Origin of the sequence: Bacillus sp. SJZ110 (genome assembly GCF_006715455.1) — a bacterium.
GTDB classification, from domain to species: domain Bacteria; phylum Bacillota; class Bacilli; order Bacillales; family Bacillaceae; genus Bacillus; species Bacillus subtilis.
The window spans coordinates 340184-360650 of the sequence record NZ_VFNF01000004.1 but is presented as its reverse complement, the minus strand read 5'-3'; the positions used below and the strand labels follow the sequence as shown (position 1 = coordinate 360650).

The 20467-nt window shown below is 46.7% G+C and carries 20 protein-coding genes; 3 read left to right on the top strand and 17 right to left on the bottom strand.

Annotated features, from left to right (window positions below):
- Positions 1-837: a multidrug efflux transcriptional regulator BmrR gene (gene bmrR, locus FB592_RS14390; protein ID WP_003230325.1), complete on the top strand. Its 837-nt coding sequence runs from the start codon at positions 1-3 to the stop codon at positions 835-837.
- Between the two features lie 54 nt (positions 838-891).
- Here the strand turns inward: bmrR and bfmBB are convergent, their stop codons facing one another.
- The 8 genes from bfmBB to FB592_RS14350 all read right to left on the bottom strand — a co-directional run bounded on the left by bfmBB (position 892) and on the right by FB592_RS14350 (position 10963).
- Complete coding sequence (bfmBB, locus tag FB592_RS14385; RefSeq protein WP_103803308.1) at positions 892-2166, bottom strand: branched-chain alpha-keto dehydrogenase complex dihydrolipoyllysine-residue (2-methylpropanoyl)transferase; 1275 nt, start codon at positions 2164-2166, stop codon at positions 892-894.
- A 22-nt stretch (positions 2167-2188) separates the two neighbouring features.
- Positions 2189-3172 carry a 3-methyl-2-oxobutanoate dehydrogenase subunit beta gene (gene bfmBAB, locus FB592_RS14380; protein ID WP_004398638.1) on the bottom strand — a complete coding sequence of 328 codons (984 nt, stop codon included), beginning with the start codon at positions 3170-3172 and terminating at the stop codon, positions 2189-2191.
- Between the two features lie 13 nt (positions 3173-3185).
- Positions 3186-4178 carry a 3-methyl-2-oxobutanoate dehydrogenase subunit alpha gene (gene bfmBAA / locus FB592_RS14375; RefSeq protein ID WP_032726106.1) on the bottom strand — a complete coding sequence of 331 codons (993 nt, stop codon included), beginning with the start codon at positions 4176-4178 and terminating at the stop codon, positions 3186-3188.
- Positions 4179-4199: 21 nt separating this feature from the next.
- Positions 4200-5624, bottom strand: a complete 1425-nt coding sequence (gene lpdA, locus FB592_RS14370) for a dihydrolipoyl dehydrogenase (protein WP_141949690.1) — start codon at positions 5622-5624, stop codon at positions 4200-4202.
- A 20-nt stretch (positions 5625-5644) separates the two neighbouring features.
- Complete coding sequence (buk, locus tag FB592_RS14365; protein WP_141949688.1) at positions 5645-6736, bottom strand: butyrate kinase; 1092 nt, start codon at positions 6734-6736, stop codon at positions 5645-5647.
- An 18-nt stretch (positions 6737-6754) separates the two neighbouring features.
- A complete protein-coding gene (gene bcd / locus FB592_RS14360; protein WP_003230309.1) occupies positions 6755-7849 on the bottom strand; it encodes a branched-chain amino acid dehydrogenase in 1095 nt (364 codons plus the stop codon).
- Between the two features lie 11 nt (positions 7850-7860).
- A complete protein-coding gene (gene yqiS, locus FB592_RS14355; RefSeq protein WP_004398694.1) occupies positions 7861-8760 on the bottom strand; it encodes a phosphate butyryltransferase in 900 nt (299 codons plus the stop codon).
- Between the two features lie 124 nt (positions 8761-8884).
- Positions 8885-10963, bottom strand: coding sequence for a sigma-54 interaction domain-containing protein (locus FB592_RS14350; protein WP_038829750.1), 2079 nt, complete (start codon positions 10961-10963; stop codon positions 8885-8887).
- 152 nt (positions 10964-11115) lie between these two features.
- Between FB592_RS14350 and FB592_RS14345 the strand changes: the two genes are divergently transcribed.
- Positions 11116-11352, top strand: coding sequence for a DUF2627 domain-containing protein (locus FB592_RS14345; protein WP_003230304.1), 237 nt, complete (start codon positions 11116-11118; stop codon positions 11350-11352).
- A gap of 41 nt (positions 11353-11393) precedes the next feature.
- On the opposite strand, the gene prpB is transcribed toward FB592_RS14345, so the two are convergent.
- From prpB to FB592_RS14300, 9 genes are all read right to left on the bottom strand, one after another.
- The gene (gene prpB, locus FB592_RS14340) at positions 11394-12299 is read right to left on the bottom strand and encodes a methylisocitrate lyase (RefSeq protein ID WP_038829749.1); all 906 of its coding nucleotides are present in this window, start codon (positions 12297-12299) and stop codon (positions 11394-11396) included.
- Between the two features lie 17 nt (positions 12300-12316).
- The gene (locus FB592_RS14335; RefSeq protein WP_103803306.1) at positions 12317-13735 is read right to left on the bottom strand and encodes a bifunctional 2-methylcitrate dehydratase/aconitate hydratase; all 1419 of its coding nucleotides are present in this window, start codon (positions 13733-13735) and stop codon (positions 12317-12319) included.
- Positions 13736-13749: 14 nt separating this feature from the next.
- Positions 13750-14868, bottom strand: a complete 1119-nt coding sequence (gene mmgD / locus FB592_RS14330) for a citrate synthase (protein ID WP_041850006.1) — start codon at positions 14866-14868, stop codon at positions 13750-13752.
- 33 nt (positions 14869-14901) lie between these two features.
- Complete coding sequence (locus FB592_RS14325; protein WP_032726112.1) at positions 14902-16041, bottom strand: acyl-CoA dehydrogenase; 1140 nt, start codon at positions 16039-16041, stop codon at positions 14902-14904.
- A gap of 27 nt (positions 16042-16068) precedes the next feature.
- Complete coding sequence (locus tag FB592_RS14320) at positions 16069-16932, bottom strand: 3-hydroxybutyryl-CoA dehydrogenase (protein WP_041850007.1); 864 nt, start codon at positions 16930-16932, stop codon at positions 16069-16071.
- Between the two features lie 24 nt (positions 16933-16956).
- The gene (locus FB592_RS14315; protein WP_041850008.1) at positions 16957-18138 is read right to left on the bottom strand and encodes an acetyl-CoA C-acetyltransferase; all 1182 of its coding nucleotides are present in this window, start codon (positions 18136-18138) and stop codon (positions 16957-16959) included.
- A gap of 126 nt (positions 18139-18264) precedes the next feature.
- Positions 18265-18996: a glycerophosphodiester phosphodiesterase gene (locus FB592_RS14310; protein WP_041850009.1), complete on the bottom strand. Its 732-nt coding sequence runs from the start codon at positions 18994-18996 to the stop codon at positions 18265-18267.
- A 78-nt stretch (positions 18997-19074) separates the two neighbouring features.
- Positions 19075-19695: an N-acetylmuramoyl-L-alanine amidase family protein gene (locus FB592_RS14305; protein ID WP_010886565.1), complete on the bottom strand. Its 621-nt coding sequence runs from the start codon at positions 19693-19695 to the stop codon at positions 19075-19077.
- 14 nt (positions 19696-19709) lie between these two features.
- Positions 19710-20003 (bottom strand): lipoprotein, encoded by a 294-nt coding sequence (locus tag FB592_RS14300; protein ID WP_003230284.1) that lies wholly within the window; start codon positions 20001-20003, stop codon positions 19710-19712.
- A gap of 307 nt (positions 20004-20310) precedes the next feature.
- Here FB592_RS14300 and FB592_RS14295 point away from each other — a divergent pair, with 307 nt between their 5' ends.
- Positions 20311-20463 carry a hypothetical protein gene (locus FB592_RS14295; RefSeq protein ID WP_014480226.1) on the top strand — a complete coding sequence of 51 codons (153 nt, stop codon included), beginning with the start codon at positions 20311-20313 and terminating at the stop codon, positions 20461-20463.
- Positions 20464-20467 lie beyond the last annotated feature (4 nt).

Genomic DNA, 20467 nt, shown 5'->3' with positions numbered 1-20467 from the left:
ATGAAGGAATCGTATTACTCAATTGGGGAAGTATCAAAACTGGCAAACGTGTCGATAAAAGCGCTCCGTTATTACGATAAAATTGATTTATTTAAACCCGCCTACGTCGACCCGGATACCAGCTACCGCTATTATACAGATTCTCAGCTCATTCATCTGGATTTGATCAAATCATTGAAATATATCGGCACACCTTTAGAGGAGATGAAAAAAGCACAGGACTTAGAGATGGAAGAACTGTTTGCTTTTTATACAGAGCAGGAGAGGCAAATCAGGGAGAAATTAGACTTTTTATCAGCACTGGAGCAAACCATTTCATTGGTGAAAAAGCGGATGAAACGGCAGATGGAATATCCCGCGCTCGGTGAGGTGTTTGTTTTAGATGAAGAAGAAATACGGATCATTCAGACAGAGGCAGAAGGAATCGGGCCTGAAAACGTGCTCAATGCCTCCTACAGCAAATTAAAAAAATTTATCGAGTCAGCAGATGGATTTACGAACAATAGCTACGGCGCTACTTTCTCTTTTCAGCCCTACACCAGCATTGATGAAATGACTTACCGTCATATTTTCACGCCTGTATTGACGAATAAACAGATTTCATCAATTACGCCGGATATGGAAATCACAACGATCCCTAAAGGGAGGTATGCGTGTATCGCGTATAATTTTTCGCCTGAACATTATTTTCTCAACTTACAGAAGCTTATCAAGTATATCGCAGACCGCCAATTAACAGTTGTCAGTGATGTTTACGAGTTAATCATACCGATTCATTACTCCCCGAAAAAACAAGAAGAATATCGTGTCGAAATGAAAATACGAATCGCTGAATAATAGAAAAAGAGCATTTTTTGAAACAAAACTTCAAAAAATGCTCTTTTTTCTTATTTAGTAAACAGATGTCTTCTCGTCAATCGATTCTAAAATTTGTTTCACTCGTCCGAGGAATCGTCCGCACACGAGACCGTCAAGCACTCTGTGATCTAAGGACAGACACAGATTAACCATGTCTCTGACAGCAATCATGCCATTGTCCATGACAACCGGGCGTTTGACGATGGATTCTACTTGAAGAATCGCAGCCTGAGGGTAGTTGATAATGCCCATTGACTGAACAGAGCCGAACGAACCTGTGTTGTTGACGGTAAACGTGCCTCCCTGCATGTCATCTGCAGTGAGTTTTCCGTCTCTTACTTTTTTGGCAAGACCGGTAATTTCTTTCGCAATGCCTTTAATTGTTTTTTCATCAGCGTTTTTAATCACCGGAACAAATAAAGAATCCTCTGTGGCAACTGCAATTGAAATATTGATATCCTTTTTCTGAATAATTTTGTCGCCCGCCCACATGCTATTCATTTGCGGGAATTCTTTTAACGCCTGAGCGACCGCTTTTACAAAAAAGGCGAAGAACGTTAAATTAAAGCCTTCTGTCTTCTTAAAGGAATCTTTTATACTGTTGCGATATGCAACCATATTTGTGACGTCGACTTCCATCATCGTCCAAGCATGCGGAATTTCTGTTTTGCTGCGCTTCATATTGGAAGCAATTGCTTTTCTTACACCTGTGACAGGAATTTCTTTATCACCGGCTGCAGACGCAGGATATGATGTCTCTTCTTTTGGCTCAGGTTTTGATGCAGACTTCGGTGCAGGAGCTGCTGTTTTCGGCTCCTCAGCCTTCTGTTCTTGCGCGCCGCCTGTTTCAATTAAGCGCTGAATATCTTTTCGGGTGATGCGCCCGCCGGCACCTGTTCCTGTTACTTGTTCTAGATCAATGCCGTGCTCTCCGGCCAAACGGAGTACAGCTGGCGAGTAGCGCTTTTTATTGGGCTGATCAGCGGCTTCGGCACTTTTTGCAGCAGGCGTCTCAGCGGCTTTTGATGCAGCTGGCTGTTCTTGTTTTTGTTCAGCCGGATTCGCGCCTTCTGTTTCAATTTTGCAAATCACTTCTCCGACTTGCAGGGTTTGGCCTTCTTCTCCCACAAGCTCTGTTATTGTACCAGTAAAAGAAGACGGAACCTCTGCATTTACCTTATCTGTCATGACTTCCGCGATCGGATCGTATTTGTTCACTTTATCACCGGGGCCGACAAGCCATTTGCTGATCGTCCCCTCTGTTACGCTTTCTCCAAGCTGCGGCATCGTCATTTGTTCAATTGCCATGATTGTATCCTCCCTTACGTCTTTAAAACTCCGCTAATTCTCTCATCGCCGCTTCCACTTTATCAGGGTTGACCATAAAGTATTTTTCCATTGTCGGCGCATAAGGCATAGCCGGAATATCAGGACCTGCAAGCCGTTTGATCGGCGCGTCTAAGTCGAACAGACAATGCTCGGATATAATTGCGGCTACTTCGCTCATGATGCTGCCTTCTTTTGTATCTTCTGTGACCAAAAGAACCTTTCCAGTTTTGGACGCAGCTTCGATGATGGCTTCTTTATCAAGCGGGTAAACTGTTCTTAAATCCACCACATGCGCTGAAATGCCATCTTTTTCGAGACGTTCTGCAGCTTGTAAGGCGAAGTGGACACACAGACCGTATGTGATCACTGTGATGTCGTCGCCTTCCCGTTTTACGTCAGCCTTGCCGATTGGCAGGACATAATCATCAGCCGGAACCTCTCCCTTTATCAGACGGTATGCCCGCTTGTGCTCAAAAAACAGCACTGGGTCTTCATCACGAACTGCGGCTTTTAAGAGCCCTTTCGCGTCATATGGTGTTGATGGCATGACAATTTTTAGTCCGGGCTGGTTGGCGAAAATTGCTTCGACTGATTGAGAATGATACAGGGCCCCGTGCACGCCTCCGCCGTATGGCGCTCTGACGACAATCGGACAGCTCCAGTCATTGTTGCTGCGGTAGCGGATTTTAGCCGCTTCAGAAATAATTTGGTTGACTGCCGGCATAATGAAATCAGCAAACTGCATCTCAGCAATCGGTCTCATTCCGTACATTGCCGCTCCGATACCGACTCCTGCGATCGCAGATTCAGCAAGCGGCGTATCCATAACGCGCTCTTCCCCAAATTGTTCATAGAGTCCGGCTGTCGCTTTAAACACACCGCCTTTTCTTCCTACATCTTCCCCAAGGACGAAAACGCGAGAATCTCGTTCCATTTCTTCTTTCATCGCCAAATTGATTGCATCAATATATGACATTACTGACATTTGTTCTTCCTCCCTACTTCGCATACACATAATCAAGCGCTGACTCAGGAGCTGCATAAGGGGCGTTCTCCGCTTCATCCGTCGCTTCATTTACGATTGCCATAATTTCATCCAGCATGGTTTGTTCCATCTCATCGGACAGCAGGCCTGTTTCCTTTAAGTAAGCTTGATAAGTAAGCAGGGGATCACTTTTTTTCGCTTCCTCTACTTCTTCACGGCCTCTGTAGCTGCTGTCATCGTCATCACTGGAATGTGGTGTAAGGCGGTAAGAAATCGTTTCAATTAATGTCGGGCCTTCTCCTCTGCGTGCCCTTTCGCGTGCTTCTTTGACCGCTTGATAAACTTCCAGCGGATCATTTCCATTCACAGTTACGCCAGGCATCCCATAGCCTATGGCACGGTCGGAAATGTTCTCACATGCGACTTGCTTATCGTAAGGCACTGAGATTGCGTATTTGTTGTTTTCACACATGAAAATAACCGGCAGCTTATGGACAGCGGCAAAGTTTGCCCCTTCGTGGAAATCGCCTTGGTTTGAAGACCCTTCCCCAAATGTAACAAAGGCTGCGATATCCTTTTTCTCCATACGTCCCGCAAGCGCAATACCGACTGCGTGCGGCACTTGCGTTGTAACCGGAGATGATCCCGTCACAATGCGGTTTTTCTTTTGTCCGAAATGTCCCGGCATCTGGCGGCCTCCTGAGTTCGGATCTGCTGCTTTTGCAAACCCGGACATCATTAAGTCCTTTGCTGTCATGCCAAACGCGAGCACGACACCCATGTCTCTGTAGTACGGCAATACATAATCCATTTCACGGTCAAGTGCGAAAGCCGCTCCTACCTGTGCTGCTTCCTGTCCTTGACAAGAGATTACAAATGGAATTTTGCCAGAACGGTTTAAGAGCCACATTCTTTCATCGATTTTTCTTGCTAACAGCATGGTTCTATACATATCAACGGCTTCCTGATCAGTCAGCCCTAGTGCTTGATGTCGGTTTGTACTCATTCAAGCCCCTCCTTTATGCTTTTAAAAATGAATGGCTTTGCCATCTGCGGCAAGCGCTGCTTCTCCAATTGCTTCAGAAAGCGTTGGATGCGGGTGAATCGTTTGCCCAACCTCCCACGGCGTTGCGTCCAGCACTTTGGCAAGACCCGCTTCAGAAATCATGTCGGTGACATGCGGGCCGATCATATGAACGCCGAGAATATCATCTGTATCTCGGTCCGCCACGATTTTGACAAAACCGTCGCTTTCACCGTATACAAGCGCTTTTCCAATCGCCATAAACGGGAACTTGCCGATTTTGACATTATGCCCGTTCGCTTTTGCTTCGTCTTCGGTTAAGCCGACACTGGCAGCTTCAGGGCTTGAGTAAATGCACTTCGGCACAAGCGTCGGATCAAGCGGATGCGGATTGAGACCTGCAAAATGCTCAACAGCAATAATTCCCTCATGTGAAGCAACGTGAGCTAACTGCAGGCCACCGATTACGTCTCCAATTGCATAAATATGAGATTCCTTCGTTTGGCAGCTTTCATTGACTGAAATCATGCCATTTTCAGTAACAATATCGGTGTTCTCTAGGCCAATGCCTTCGATATTTGCCTGTCTGCCGATGGAAACAAGCATTTTCTCAGCAGAGTAGGTAACGGTTTCTCCGTCTTTTTCCGCTTGTATGCTGATATCATCTGATGTTTTTGTCATTGTGTCAGGCAGCACTTTTGCCCCTGTTATGAACTGGATGCCTTTTTTCTTAAGAAGACTTTCCATTTCTTTTGAAATCTCTAGATCTTCAGTCGGCAATATGCGATCCGCGTATTCAATAACCGTTACCTTCACACCAAAATCATGAAGCATAGACGCCCATTCGATACCGATAACTCCTCCGCCGACAATGATGATTGATTGTGGCAGCTCCTCCATTTGGAGCGCCTCATCTGAAGTCAGTACAGACTTACCGTCGGCTTCAAGACCCGGAAGCATTCTCGGTCTTGATCCTGTTGCAATGATCACTTGTTTCGGGATCAGCATGTCATTTTCTTCGCCATTTCCCCGCTCAACAGAAATTGTTCCCGGCAGCGGAGAGAAGATTGACGGTCCAAGGATACGACCGTATCCTTTGTACACGTCAATTTTTCCTTTTTTCATTAAATGATTTACACCCGCTGCAAGCTTATCAACAACGGCTTGCTTACGCTGCTGCACTTTTTCAAAGTTGAGGGACACGCCAGCCGTTTCTACCCCGAATTGATCGGCTTCACGAGCTGTCCGGTATACCTCTGCGCTTCTAAGCAGCGCTTTACTCGGGATACAGCCTTTATGCAGACATGTTCCTCCAAGTTTTTCCTTTTCCACAACGGCTGTTTTTAAGCCGAGCTGAGCGGCTCTGATGGCCGCAACATAACCGCCAGTACCGCCGCCCAGAATGACTACGTCATACTCAGTTGCCATGGTGACTCACTCCTGTCTGTCTATTCAATACGATATTGTTTGGATTGCTCTTCGCCCAGCAACACTCTGAGCGCCCCTTGGGCAAGAGACTGCAGTTCATTTTCACCCGGATAAACTAAAACGTCTGAAATCCAATCTATGTATGATCTGATAGCAGAAACAAAGCTTTTGCCGTACGCAAGGCCTCCCGTCAGCACAATCGCTTCAACTTCGCCTTTTAACGCCGCGCTGGCTGCCCCGATTTCCTTTGCTACCTGATATGCCATGGCATCATAAATGAAGCGGGCTTTTTCATCGCCCCCCTGAATCATTTGTTCCACTTTTACTGCATCATTTGTACCGAGATAGCCTAAAAGTCCGCCGGTGCCAACAAGCTTTTTCATGATTTCTTCTTTTGTATATTCCCCTGAAAAACATAGATCAACAAGATCTCCCGCAGGCACTGTTCCTGCTCGTTCAGGACTGAATGGTCCCTCGCCGTGCAGGCCGTTATTGACATCTACCACTCGCCCGCGGTCATGGACGCCAATTGTAATACCTCCGCCCATATGGGTAATAATCATTTTCATGTTCTCATATCGTTTGCCAAGAGAGACTGCCGCTTTACGAGCGACAGCTTTTTGGTTTAACGCATGGAAAATGCTTTTCCGTTCAATTTCAGGCATGCCTGAAACTTTCGCAAGCACTGACATTTCGTCTACGACAACAGGGTCGACGATATACGAAGGGATATTCAGGCCATCAGCGATTTCCCGCGCGATAATACCGCCGAGATTAGAAGCATGCTGACCGGCGTAGCCGCTTTTCAAATCCTCAATCATCTCATCATTCACCACGTAGGTCCCGCCTTCAATTGGCCGGAGAAGGCCGCCTCTTGCGCAGACTGCATCAAACTTTGAGATATTGATTCCCTGTTCATGAAGCGTTTCGAGAATATGGTTTTTACGAAATTCATACTGATCAATAATTCGGTCAAATCGCTGCAGCTCTTCTATGTTGTGTCTCAATGTTTTTTCAAAAATGCTTCTTTCGTTATGAAAAACACCGATTTTCGTTGAAGTTGAGCCTGGATTAATTGTGAGAATGCGTTTTTCGTCATGTAGCACTTTCATAACCTCCAGATCAATTTCTTAACGTCTGCTTAATACACTGTGGCCGTTTTGCAAAAACTGGCTTCTTGAGCGGCGCATGCGTTCAATTCGTTCCTCTGCCAAGCGGTCAGCCGCTAAATATGCAGGAATGCCGTCACGCTGAGAAATCTCTAGTACACGCTCGATATTGCCGTAAATGCCTTCAACTTTTTTCAATGCACGTTCTGCATTATAGCCGTAAAGCTCATCTGCCACGTTGATAACACCGCCCGCGTTAATCACGTAATCCGGTGCATAAACGATGCCCATTTCGTGAATTTGATCACCATGGCGTGTCTCTTTTAATTGGTTGTTAGCCGCACCTGCGATCACTTTCGCCTTCAGCTGTTTAATGGTGTCGTCGTTAATAGTTGCACCAAGGGCACACGGCGCATAAATATCGCAGTCTTGTGAATAAATGTCATCAGGATCTACAGCACGGGCGCCAAAATCTTCAACTGCACGCTGTACAGATTGTTTGTTGATATCCGTAACGATTAAGTTTGCTCCTTCTTCATGCAGGTGGCGGCAAAGGTTATAGGCTACGTTCCCAACACCCTGTACAGCAATGGTTTTTCCTTCAAGAGAGTCGGTTCCAAAAGCAGCTTTAGCTGCTGCCTTCATTCCTCTGTACACCCCGTACGCTGTGACTGGGGACGGATTTCCAGAAGAGCCGAAAGCAGGAGAAATCCCTGTGACATAGTCTGTCTCATCATGAATGATATCCATATCCTCGACCGTTGTGCCCACATCTTCAGCCGTGATGTATCTGCCGTTCAGCCCTTGAATATAGCGGCCAAACGCGCGGAACATTTCTTCATTTTTGTCTTTGCGCGGATCGCCGATAATGACTGTTTTTCCGCCGCCAAGGTTTAAGCCGGCCGCCGCGTTCTTATAGGTCATGCCTCTAGCCAATCTGAGCGCATCTTCAATTGCCGCTTCTTCATTTTCATATGTCCACATTCTCGTTCCGCCAAGCGCCGGACCAAGCGTTGTATCATGAATGGCGATAATCGCTTTTAATCCAGATTGTTCATCCTGGCAGAATACCAATTGTTCGTAATCGTATTTCTCCATATATTTAAAAAGTTCCATGTTCGTTCCTCCTAATGTGTGTATTCTTCAGATGCGCATATTGCCAGCGCAATGGAATACAGTTTATTTTCAGCAGAGTCCGCTCTGCTTGTTAAGGCAATCGGTGCTTTTGCTCCTGTAATGACAGCCGCCACGCTGGCCTTGGCAAAATAAATCAGTGATTTATATAAAATATTGCCGGCCTCAATTGTTGGGACGAGAAGGATATCTGCGTTGCCCGCTACGTCTCCCGAAATTTTTTTCTGGGCCGCGGCAATTTGTGAAACTGCGTTATCCAAAGCAAGCGGTCCATCAACAATGCAGCCTTTGATCTGGCCCCTTTTGTACATTTGAGCTAGAGCAGCTGCATTCACGGTTGCTTCCATTTTTGGGTTCACCGTTTCGACCGCTGCAAGGGCAGCTGCTTTTGGCATATTGTTCCCTACTGCATGGGCCACATGAACGGCATTTTGCAAAATCTGCCGGAGCTCTTCCAGCGAAGGAGCAATATTCATTGCCGAATCTGTCACAAACATCAGCCGGTCAAAATCCGGTATATCGAAGACAGCCACGTGAGAAAGGACACTTGCTGACCGAAGCCCCTCCTGTCTGTTCAATACCGCTTTAAGCAAAACAGAAGTCGGCACATTGCCTTTCATTAAAACGTCCGCTGTTTTATGATGCACAGCACGAACCGCTAATTTCGCCGATTCCTCAGGAGTATTGGCATGGACGATTTCCACTTGATGCCCTTGCATGGATGATGTCAGCTCGTTCAGTTTTTTGCTGTCGCCCGTTAACAAGAAACGGGCGGATAGGTGCTCGGCTGCCAGCTTTACAGCCCGGATCACTTCCTCATCCTCAGCATGAGCAACCGCAATGGTCTTATTTTTGTGTATCGACGCTTTGCCGATTAAATCTTTCAGCTTCATCTGTTACCACCTTTCTTGTTTCGACTCCGCCTTTTATTATGCAAGTTCCATGCCAGCTCTTAAGGGTGCTGTCATACCAGGTATACCGAAACATTCGTGCAGATGTTTGCGTTTATTCTGCAAATTATTGCATGCCTTCATTTGCAAGGCCATATTTATCCATTTTGTAATATAAGTTCCGAATGCTGACACCGAGAGCTTTTGCTGTTTTTGTCCGGTTAAAATGATGCTTTTCAAGCGTTTGCTGGATCAAATGCGCTTCAAATTTTTCTACTGCGACAGACAGCTTTTCGCCTTCAATATCCGGAAAATCAAAACCTGTTCCCTGGTCTGTGTCATTTTCTTTTTGCTCAAGTTCGAATACAGGCAAGTGATCTTTTTCAATCCATTCCATATGCGGATTCAGAAAAATCATGGCTCGTCCAAGGACATTTTCAAGCTCCCGGACATTCCCAGGCCAATGGTAGGCAGATAAGGCGCGCAAAGCTTGCTGTGAGAGCCCTTTTACATTCCTGCCGTAATCCCGGTTGATCTTTTGGATAAGTCTGACGCTCAATGCTTCAATGTCCTCCAACCGCTGCCGCAAAGGCGGGATGGAGATCGGATAGCGATTGATCCGGTAATACAGGTCTTCCCGGAATGTTCCGTCCGCCATCGCCTTTTCAATATTTACATTTGTCGCCGCAATCACTCTGACGTTGACAGGGATCGCTTTCGTGCCGCCCACTCTGACGATTTCCTTTTCTTGAAGGACGCGTAGCAATTTGGCCTGCATATTTTGTGTCAGCTCACCGATTTCATCTAAGAAAATACTGCCGTTATTTGCTTCCTCAAATAAACCCTTTTTACCGCCGCGCTTCGCTCCTGAAAACGCACCATCCTCATAGCCGAACAATTCTGATTCGAGCAGGTTTTCAGAAAGGGCTGCACAATTCACGCGAATAAATTTATTGTATTTCCGGTCACTTTCGTTATGGATGGCATGGGCGAACAGTTCTTTTCCTGTTCCTGATTCCCCGCGCAGCAAGATGGTTGCAGGTGTTTTCGCACCGAGCTTCGCCTGCTCAAGCGCAACCAGCATTTGCTCGCTTTTGCCGATAATGTCGTCAAACGTGTATTTCGCTTCAAGCGTGCGAATAATTTGTCTGGCGCGGTTAAGCTCCGCTGTCAGCATTTTAATTTCGGAAACATCGTGAATCACGCCGACGCTGCCTTTCAAAATCCCGTCCACAATCACCGGTGCTACATTAACGATGACCTCTTTTTCATTCGGGCCGACCTTCATTCTGACACCGCGGACAGGACGTCTTGTTTCAAGCACCTTTAAATGCATGCTTTCGCCTTCGGAAATATCAGTGTTTGCAGGCTTGCCGATGACTTCTTTTTCAGAAAGCCCCGTCATTTTCGTATACGCTTTATTGATTAGCAGGCCGATGCCGTTTTCATCAACGACAGAAATCGCCTCATCGGAGGATTGAATAATTGCCTCCAGCATCGTACGGACCTGCTTTAAGTTGGTCACTTCCTCTGCCAGCTCGACCGCATCAGTGATATCTTTAAACACACAAAGAGCCCCGAGCAGACGTCCGCCTTCATCAATAATCGGCAGTCTTGTGGTCACAATTTGCAAATGATCGCCTAACAGCTGCTTCTGGTTGTATTCAGGCACTCTTGTTTTTAAAATCCGCGGCATCTTAGTGCTCGGAATCACTTCTTTTATTGGGCGCCCAATGACTTCCTCACGTTTTTTTTCGACCATTTTTTCGGCCATATGGTTAAAGAGAATGATTTCTTCATTGATATCAATAAAAATCATTCCATCATGGGTGGAATTAAAAATTCTGTCATATTTATAGGTTTGCTCTTTTAGCATTTGAATCAGGTGCTGCTTTTCTTCCATCAGCTGAAAAACGATGTATGCCATTTTCCCTGGCATGACAATGGTATCTTCATGCTTTCTTTGAAGGAGCTCGTCAAACACGGCTTGATCGCCGGTGGTATGAATGACGATATCCGGTTTTTGTTGTATGTAAGGTTTCCAATCAGATGATACGGCAATCCCATACTGTTCTGCTTCTTTCAATCCCGGCGCTTCGGGGTCTTTGTCAACTACGGCAATGATATCTATGATGGCTGTTTTAATCAGAATATGTAATAACGCCGTTCCCCTTTTGCCGGCACCTACTATCAGTACCTTTTGCATCCCGATACCCCTTTGTATGAAAAAATTTGCACACCTATTTATTCCGTTGCAATAATTTGCACAACCCTATGTTACCACGTTTTCTTCTCTTGACAAAATATTTTTTCCGCTGGACAATAAAGGAAATGAAAAGATAAAGGGGTTTTCTGAAGATGAGCCGACTTCTTGCGCTTTTAATATTAGTCATCCCCGGGGCTATTTCTGCTTTAGGCATTAAACTGATGAGAGATACACTTTTCGGCCATACAATCAAGCCATTTTCAGCTCTTTGGCTCCAAGGGTTGTCAGGATTCATCTTTTTTGCGATCGGCCTCTATGTGCTGGCCGGGTTCATTTTATACAGAGACAGAAAACGCAATCAAGTCAGCCCGCGATTCAGAAAACGATAGCTGCAAAAAAGCCGGAGGATGCTCCGGCTTTTTTTGTTGCACTATTCGTCAGGCAAAACGGTCTTGGCAATCGTTTTGTCTAACGCTTCATAATCATAATAAGAAATCGTATCGTACAGTTCTTTTCGTGTCTGCATATCATGAAGTCCTTCTTTTTGTGAGCCGTGCTCCTTCATCAAACCAAACATCCGCTCACAAGCTTTTGCCGCCGCTCGAAGCGAGGTGACAGGATATATCACCATGTGAAACCCCATATCTTTGAATTCATCGGCACGATAATACGGCGTTTTCCCAAATTCAGTCATATTCGCAAGGAGCGGAACGGAGATACGCTCAGCAAACTGGCGGAATTCATTCTCCGCCTGTAGCGCTTCCGGGAAAATTGCGTCCGCTCCCGCCTCAATGTAAACCTCTGAACGTTTTATTGCGGCAGCAAGCCCTTCCTGCGCCCTGGCATCAGTACGGGCAACAACAATAAGGGAGGGTGCCGCTTGTTTAATGGCTTTTATTTTTTGCGCCATTTCCTTTATCGGAACTAGCTGTTTGCCATTTAAATGTCCGCATTTTTTTGGGAGCTGCTGGTCTTCTATTTGAACGGCTGCTACCCTGGCTTCAAGCATCTCCCGGGCTGTTCGGGCGGCATTTAAGACACCGCCAAATCCCGTATCGATATCCACAAGCAAAGGCAGATCAGCTGCACGCACAAGATCTTTGGCCCGTTCAGCTATCTCTGCCGATGTGATGATCCCTAAATCAGGCAGCCCCCTGCTGGCTGTATAGGCAGCACCGGACAAATAAATAGCAGAAAAACCGGCTTCTTTCGCAAGCAAAGCGGCCATCCCGTCATGGGCGCCGGGAATTTGAAGAATGTCCGGTGCTGACATCAGCTTGCGGAAACGCCCGGCAAGCTCCTCTTGTGACGATTGCTTATTGACGATCCACGACATGAAACAAAATCCCCCTTTTACATGCAGAACATGTCTACGAATTCATTTACGCGCATCGTTTGTAATGTCTCATAGCTGGTACAGCGCTCATAAATGTGTTTGTGCTGTTTATCAGGAAAATGGGTTTTGAGATTGTCAGAAAACTTTTCCAGCAGTTTAGGCACTGCTTCCTCTCTTCGAAAACGATGGCCGAGGGGAAACTCACATTCCACCATTTCCGTGCTCGTTCCGTCTTTAAAATGAACCTGAACGGCATTTGAGATGGAACGTTTATCAGGCTTCAAATAATCCTCGGTATATATTTTATTTTCAGTCACTTCCATTTTATCACGAAGTTTATCTATTCTCGGATCACTCGCTGTTTCAGCTTCATAATGCTGTGCGGTGATATCACCAAAAAGCAAACCGATTGCTGTAATGTATTGGAGACAGTGATCGCGGTCTGCCGGATTGTGGAGCGGGCCTTTTTTATCAATGATTCGGATAGCGGATTCATGCGTTCTGATGACAACTCGGTCTATCTCGTCAATCCGGTTCTTTACCTGCGGGTGAAGAATGACGGCGCACTCCGCCGCTGTCTGGGCGTGAAATTCCGCAGGATAAGACACTTTAAATAACACATTTTCCATGACATAAGCGTCGAGCGGACGGGCAAGCTTGATCTCTTTCTTATTGAATAAAACGTCTTGGAACCCCCAACCCGGTGCACTCAGGGCTGTCGGATAACCCATTTCCCCTTTTAACGACATCAGCGCCAAATGAACACCTCTGCTCGTTGCATCTCCTGCCGCCCATGATTTACGCGAGCCTGTATTCGGTGAATGGCGGTATGTCCTCAATGCTGCATTGTCAATCCATGCATTCGAAAGCGCATTTTTGATTTCTTCTCTTCCGCCGCCCAAAAGCTTTGCCGCAACAGCGGTTGTCGCAACTTTGACAAACAGCACATGGTCAAGGCCAACTCGATTTAAGCTGTTTTCTAACGCCAGCACACCTTGAATCTCGTGTGCTTTGATCATCATCTCAAGTACGTCGCGTACTGTTAACGGCTCTTTTCCTTCAGACAGCCTCACTCTTGATACATAATCAGCAGCGGCAAGGATTCCTCCCAAGTTATCGGATGGATGCCCCCACTCCGCCGCCAGCCACGTATCGTTGTAATCGAGCCAGCGAATCATGCAGCCGATATTAAACGCTGCCCTCACAGGATCGAGAACATATGACGTTCCCGGCACTTTGCTTCCATTCGGCACAGTCGTTCCTGGAACAATCGGGCCAAGCAGCTTTGTGCATTCCGGATACCGTAGCGCCAAGATCCCGCAGCCCAGGGTATCCAGCAATACATGCCCCGCTGTAGTATACGCTTCGGTACTAGTAATCTCTTTTTCAAGCACATAGTCTGTGATTTCTACGATTACACGATCCGTTTTCGGCATTCTACCAGCTCCTTTCATGATTTTGTTTGATATCGCGGGCCCATGTAACTGACACGGGGACGGAAGAGCCGATTATTGGCATGCTGTTCGATCACATGGGCGCATAAACCGGACGTTCTCGCGCTGAAAAAGACCGGCGTATATAAAGGAATCGGTATGCCGAGCATCCAATACACCGGGGCAGCATAGTAATCCAAATTCGGGTAAAGCCCTTTTTCCTTCTCCATCAGCCGCTCACCCGCTTCACACATCTCATATAAACGATGGTCACAGGCTTTATCGCATAATTGCTGCAGCGCCTCTTTCATCATGAGTGCTCTTGGGTCCATTTTTTTCATATACACCCGGTGGCCGAAGCCCATGATTTTTTCTTTTCTTTTCAGTTTTGTTTGCAGAAGCTGCTCAAAATCAGATGTCGTTTTTGCCTCCAAAAGCAAATACATCACAGCTTCGTTTGCTCCTCCGTGAAGATTCCCTTTCAGGGAAGCGACAGCCCCAGTCAAAGCCCCATAAAGATCTGAATGTGTAGATGCAATGACCCTGGCCGCAAAGGTTGAATTCGGCATCTCATGCTCACTATACAGGACGAGCGACCGGTCAAAAATCTGTTCTTCCAATGAAGACGGCAATTTCCCTGTCATCATGTATAGAAAATTCGCACTGTAGGATAAGGTATGAAGCGGAAGAATCGGTTCTTTCTTATTAATGATCCTGTAGCTGGCAGCAGTGAGGGCAGGCATTTTCCCAAGAAGCTGATAGGCGCGTTCTTTGTTTGCGGAAGGAGACCGATCATCAATTTGCCGATCATAGCCAGCAAGTGCCGACAGGCCGGTACGCAGACTATCCATTGGATGAGTGTCCTCAGGGAGCAGCTCAAGCAGACGGAGATGATCAGCAGGCAGGCTTGCGGCACTGTTTATTTTACGTTCCAGCGTCTCCATTTCACTTTCTTCTGGCAGCCTGCCCTCCAGCAATAAATGGACAAGCTCCAGATAGCTTTTTGTTTCAGAAAGTTCTATTAAATCATAGCCTCTTATCAAAATCTGGCTGGACTGCGTGTCAAGATAAGAAATATGAGTTTCTGCCGCAATCACACCGTCCAACCCTGGAGAATATTGCTGTTTCTCCTCCATATCCTCAACCTCCGTTTATGCGTTTTTTGTCTATCAGGTTCCGCCAAGCAAATACTTAGAAATAATCAGTCTTTGAATCTCGTTCGTCCCTTCATAGATTTGCGTCACCTTTGCATCGCGAAGCAAGCGCTCAACCGGATAATCCTTCATATAGCCATATCCTCCATAAATTTGAACGGCGTCTAACGCTGCCTTCACGGCTGCATCGGAAGCAAATTGTTTAGCCATAGACGCTTCTTTTCCACAATTTAGGCCGCGGTTATGAAGGTCTGCGGCGTGGTAGACAAGATGTCTTGCCGCCTCTGCCCTAGTCGCCATGTCAGCCAGCTTAAATGATATGCCTTGATTGGCTGCGATCGGCCTTCCAAATTGCACTCGCTGCTTCGCATAATCAACGGCATGCTCAAGAGCCGCCTCTGCAATTCCGAGGGCCTGTGCCGCAATGCCGATCCGGCCGACATTTAAATTCGCCATGGCAATGTGAAAGCCATCCCCCTCTTTGCCAAGCAAATTGGCTTCAGGCACTTCTGCATTATCAAAAATCAGTTCCGTAGTATTGGAGCCATAAAGCCCCAGCTTTCTTTCTTTTTTTCCAACGGTAAAACCGGGTGTGTTTTTTTCAACAATAAAAGCCGAAATTCCGTGCCTGCCTTGATCTGGAGCTGTTAAAGCAAATGTGATATAGATATCAGCTGCTCCGCCATTCGTTATGAATATTTTCGATCCGTTTAATAGATATTTGCCGTTCTTTTTGATTGCTGTTGTGCGGAGGCTCCCGGCATCCGACCCCGAGTGAGGCTCCGTTAGTGCAAATGCGCCCAAATGGTCTCCTGACGCGAGCTTTGGTATATATTTCATCTTTTGTTCTTCGTTGCCGAAATACAGAATTGGATTTGTGCCGACTGAGGTATGAACGGAGAGTATCACGCCGACAGCCGCACTGATTCTAGAAATCTCATGAATCGCCAAAATATAAGAAACAACGTCCGCCCCGGCACCGCCGTATTGTTCCGGCACCGGTATTCCCATCAGTCCGTGTTCACCCATTTTTTTGATCAGCTGAAAGGGAAATTCGTCCGTTTTCTCCATGATTTCCGCAGCGGGAGCAATTTCTTTTCGTGCAAAATCACGCACCATTTTTCGCATCATGACTTGCTCTTGCGTTACATGCAACTCGGCCACCCCCGGATGGAATAGACTTCAGGAAGTCCTCTCCTCATAGTCATAAAAACCGCGTCCGCTCTTTTTGCCAAGCCAGCCTGCTTTGACATACTTGCGGAGCAGCGGGCATGGACGGTATTTGGAATCGCCAAGGCCTGAGTGAAGGACTTCCATAATTGATAAACACGTATCCAGTCCGATAAAATCCGCTAATGCAAGCGGACCCATCGGATGATTCATGCCCAGCTTCATCACTTCGTCTATTGCCTCCGGCTTCGCCACTCCCTCATACACGCAATAGATGGCTTCATTAATCATTGGAAGAAGCACACGGTTGGAAACAAACCCAGGAAAATCATTGACTTCTACCGCTGTTTTCCCCATCTTTTCCGCTAATGCCATAACATCTAAGGCCGTTTCTTCTGATGTAGCCAAGCCGCGAATCACTTCAACCAGCTTCATTACAGGGACGGGATTCATAAAATGCATGCCAATAACCCGTTGAGGCCGGCTTGTTACAGCAGCGATTTCTGTAATAGGCAAGGAAGATGTATTGCTGGCCAAAATCGTATGAGGCGGGCACATGCGATCAAGTGTTTTAAACATCTCAGTTTTTGCCGCCATGTTTTCTGCGATAGCCTCAATCACAATGTCCGCATGCTCTGCCTCCTCAAGCGTTTGAGAAATCGAAATGCGGCTGATTACGCTCTTCACTTCCGTCACGGTCCTTTTTCCTTTCTCAGCATCACGGTCCAGCTGTTTCTTCAGCCGTTTCAATCCTGCCTCAGCGGCCTCTGGATTCACATCATACATCCGCACATAAAAGCCCGCGTCGGCAGCTGTTTGAGCAATTCCGCTTCCCATCTGACCTGCGCCAGCTACCATGATTTGTTTGATTTCCATTCAAATCCCCTTTTTCATCATGTTTTAATGAACCTGCACTAAGACGGCGTCTCCCTGTGCTGCCCCGCTGCAAATAGCGGCAACGCCCAGCCCCCCTCCCCGCCGCTTTAATTCATAAACAAGCGTCATGAGAATTCTCGCCCCGCTCGCGCCGATCGGATGGCCGAGCGCGATCGCACCGCCATTTACATTTACTTTTTCAAGATCGAAACCTACGATTTTTTCACATGTCAAAACAACTGAAGCAAAAGCTTCATTTACTTCAAACAAGTCAATATCTTGGACAGTTAAACCGTTCTTTTTCAGGAGCTTGTTAATGGCAAATCCCGGCGCTGCCGCCAGCTCGTGCGCTGGCATTCCCGTAGTTGAAAAACCAAGAATTGTAGCCAGAGGCCGTTTGCCAAGCTCAGCAGCTTTTTCCTCAGACATCAGCACGAACGCGCCGGCTCCGTCATTGACTCCAGGAGCATTGCCGGCTGTGATAGAACCGTCACTTGCATAAATAGGAGCAAGTTTCGCGAGCTGATCCAGACTTGTGTCACGGCGAATCGCTTCATCTTTATCAACAACGTTTGGTTTTCCTTTTCGACCGATCCAGTTGACAGGAACAATTTCATCCTGAAACTTCCCTTCATCGGCGGCCTTAGCTGCCCTTGCATGACTTCTCAACGCCCATTCGTCCTGCTCTCTTCGTGAGATTGCATATTCCATGGCAGCTATATTTCCGTGAACAGCCATGTGCACCTCGTCAAATGCGCACGTTAATCCGTCATACACCATTAAGTCCCTAAGCTCGCCGTCCCCCATCCGTGCTCCCCAGCGCCCGGCGGGAACGGCATACGGAATATTGCTCATGCTTTCCATTCCCCCCGCAACAAGTATGTTCGCATCCTGCGCCCGAATCATTTGATCACATAAAGTGACAGCACGAAGGCCGGAAGCACAGACTTTATTCAGTGTTTCTGACGGCACACTCCAAGGCATTCCCGCCAGACGGGCAGCTTGACGGGAAGGTATCTGCCCTGAGCCGGCCTGGACAACCATGCCCATGACGTTTCCTTCTACATCATCTCCAGAGACTCCAGCCCGTTGCAGCGCCTCCTTCATCACAATGCCCCCAAGCTCAGCAGCTTTCACCTCTTTCAAAACTCCGCCGAATTTGCCAAATGGAGTTCTTGCAGCACTTACAATGACTGTTTTCCTCATGGTTTCACCTCATTCAGAAGATAGACAGCGCTTACAATTTCTAGTTGTCTTCTATGAATGTATGCTTTGAAAAGGGCATGAATGAATGAAAAAAGAAGGCTGCATCAAACAGCCTCCTTCTAACAACTATTCATTTTTCAGCAATGCCGAAGCCTTTTCTGGAAAGTCGGTAAACATGCCGTCTGCTCCCGCTTCAATGAGACACTTCATATCTTCCGGACGATTGACTGTATACGGCCTTACCTTAATCGAACTGTTCCTCATTTTCTTCAGCACTTCATCTGTGACCCCTGGGCTGTTTAACTTCGGGTGATAGCCGGAAGCCGGAATAGACGCGATATATCGATCTGCCTGATAAAGCACATCTGAAGTTAATACTGCCCGTTCGATATGCGGCGCAAGCCGGGCGCATAGCGCCAAGCTGTCATGATTAAACGTGGATAGGATGACTCTGTCCTCTACATTGAATCGCTTCACTGCCTCCAGCACTTTTTCTTCCATTCCCTCATAGCGGATCACGCTGTTTTTTAATTCAATGTTGATGAGAAAATCCTTTTTTACCGCCCACGAGAGCACATCTTCTAGCAGCGGCACTTTTATATCGCTGTACGCTTGATCGTGACCAGCGGCCGCATTCGCAGTCTTTACCTCATCATAGGCTGTATCCTTCACGAATCCTTTAAGTGATGTCGTGCGATTAAGTCTTTCATCATGAATCACAACAATGCGTCCTTCTTTCGTCAGCTGTACATCAAGCTCTATCCCATCCGCTCCGGCTTCAATTCCTTTTTCAAATGCAAGCATTGTATTTTCGGGAAATTGACCTGATGCCCCCCGGTGGGCAAAAATCTTTGTCATCGTTTCACCTCAAACCCTAAAGTTTTCTCCATTATACTTATTTTGTCGGCTCCACTCTAGGATTAAGGCTGTATCAATCTACTGATCATAATAAGAATCAATGCCGTTGACAATCGCATCTGCGGCCTTTTGCTGGTATTCTTCACTTCCCAGCTTGTCCGCATCAGAACTGTTAGTGATAAACCCAAGCTCCGCCAACACACTTGGCATTTGTGAATATGTAATGACGTAAAAGTCTGATTCTTTCACGCCCCTGTCTCTCGTTTGTAAGGATGAAACGAGCTGTGACTGAATATCGGATGCCAGACGCCGGCTGTTCTCCCCTTCATAATCAGACTGAAAATACGTTTCTGTTCCTGAAGCTGAAGCAACCCCTGAATTCACATGAATGCTGACAAAAAGGTCAGCCTGATTGGCACTTGCCTTAGCCACTCTTTCCTCCAAGGTCAGAAAATGATCGTCAGACCGGGATGCAACAGGATTGGCTCCCTCCTCTTTTAGTTTGTCTGTCACATGCTCTGAGACAGCCAAATTAATATCCTTTTCAAAGAGCCCGTTTCCGACCGCTCCACTGTCTTCACCGCCGTGTCCGGCATCAATATACACTGTTTTCCCTTCTATCGGCTCTGCTGCCTGTGCACAAGGCGCGAGCGTCAAAGCCAATCCGCACAGCGCCAAGCTCCTCCATAACATTCTCAACTTACTCCCTCCGGTCACGAGTTCTTTCGCAGCTGAATATCTTCCAGCTGTAAAGTTCCATTATCCTTCTTTGTATATTTCACCAGGACATGTGTCTGATCTGGCAGTGATTCACATTCATCACGTTTATCCTTCGGAACTTGTATCATGGTTTCTTCTCCATTAAGAGAAACCGCAATCGTATGAGGATCAGCCGAGCCAATGTATTTTCCCTCTTCGGTAAACCTTGGCACTGAGTCATCCGCACTTGCAACACTGCACCCCGAAAGAAAGAGCGCAGTAAACAGCAAAAGAACCGTTTGTTTCACATGACCACCTCTTCCTGATGTTTGGCTTTTATCTTTGACCAGAATGGCGAATTTGTAAAGACAACGCGAATGCAGGCGAGCAAGTTCCATGATTTTCAAAAGGGCTATACGACCCGATCATTTCCTGTTGTTAGAAAGATAACGAGCAGATTTGTCTATGAGGATGGCTCTAATTGAGGCGTCAATTAGAAAAAATTAGCGGAAAGAAGCAACTTTTTATTCATTTTAAAAAATTTGAGAATAGGGTGAGCAAATCGTTTGACGGGTGGGTCAGCCAAGCGTAACCTTTTAAAGGATATTTACTTTATTGAAAGAAGTTAAAGCCATGAAAAAATTCGTTCTGCTGCTGGCGGCAGCTGTCATCACATGCTCCATCGGCCACCAAATCAGCGGCGGCTACAAAGGCCCCGAAAAAGAGCGGCGAAAACATCACTCTGCACTCAAGATATTCAGTCGGTAAAGCA

Excerpts from the sequence above, each read along its gene's own strand:
- bcd (WP_003230309.1), bottom strand. The coding sequence starts at position 7,849 with ATGGAACTTTTTAAATATATGGAGAAATACGATTACGAACAATTGGTA.
- FB592_RS14310 (WP_041850009.1), bottom strand. The coding sequence starts at position 18,996 with ATGACAAAGATTTTTGCCCACCGGGGGGCATCAGGTCAATTTCCCGAA.
- yqiS (WP_004398694.1), bottom strand. The coding sequence starts at position 8,760 with ATGAAGCTGAAAGATTTAATCGGCAAAGCGTCGATACACAAAAATAAG.
- mmgD (WP_041850006.1), bottom strand. The coding sequence starts at position 14,868 with ATGGAGGAGAAACAGCAATATTCTCCAGGGTTGGACGGTGTGATTGCG.
- lpdA (WP_141949690.1), bottom strand. The coding sequence starts at position 5,624 with ATGGCAACTGAGTATGACGTAGTCATTCTGGGCGGCGGTACTGGCGGT.
- FB592_RS14350 (WP_038829750.1), bottom strand. The coding sequence starts at position 10,963 with ATGCAAAAGGTACTGATAGTAGGTGCCGGCAAAAGGGGAACGGCGTTA.
- FB592_RS14320 (WP_041850007.1), bottom strand. The coding sequence starts at position 16,932 with ATGGAAATCAAACAAATCATGGTAGCTGGCGCAGGTCAGATGGGAAGC.
- FB592_RS14335 (WP_103803306.1), bottom strand. The coding sequence starts at position 13,735 with ATGCCGAAAACGGATCGTGTAATCGTAGAAATCACAGACTATGTGCTT.
- bmrR (WP_003230325.1), top strand. The coding sequence starts at position 1 with ATGAAGGAATCGTATTACTCAATTGGGGAAGTATCAAAACTGGCAAAC.
- FB592_RS14345 (WP_003230304.1), top strand. The coding sequence starts at position 11,116 with ATGAGCCGACTTCTTGCGCTTTTAATATTAGTCATCCCCGGGGCTATT.
- FB592_RS14315 (WP_041850008.1), bottom strand. The coding sequence starts at position 18,138 with ATGAGGAAAACAGTCATTGTAAGTGCTGCAAGAACTCCATTTGGCAAA.
- bfmBAA (WP_032726106.1), bottom strand. The coding sequence starts at position 4,178 with ATGAGTACAAACCGACATCAAGCACTAGGGCTGACTGATCAGGAAGCC.
- buk (WP_141949688.1), bottom strand. The coding sequence starts at position 6,736 with ATGAAAGTGCTACATGACGAAAAACGCATTCTCACAATTAATCCAGGC.
- prpB (WP_038829749.1), bottom strand. The coding sequence starts at position 12,299 with ATGTCGTGGATCGTCAATAAGCAATCGTCACAAGAGGAGCTTGCCGGG.
- bfmBB (WP_103803308.1), bottom strand. The coding sequence starts at position 2,166 with ATGGCAATTGAACAAATGACGATGCCGCAGCTTGGAGAAAGCGTAACA.
- bfmBAB (WP_004398638.1), bottom strand. The coding sequence starts at position 3,172 with ATGTCAGTAATGTCATATATTGATGCAATCAATTTGGCGATGAAAGAA.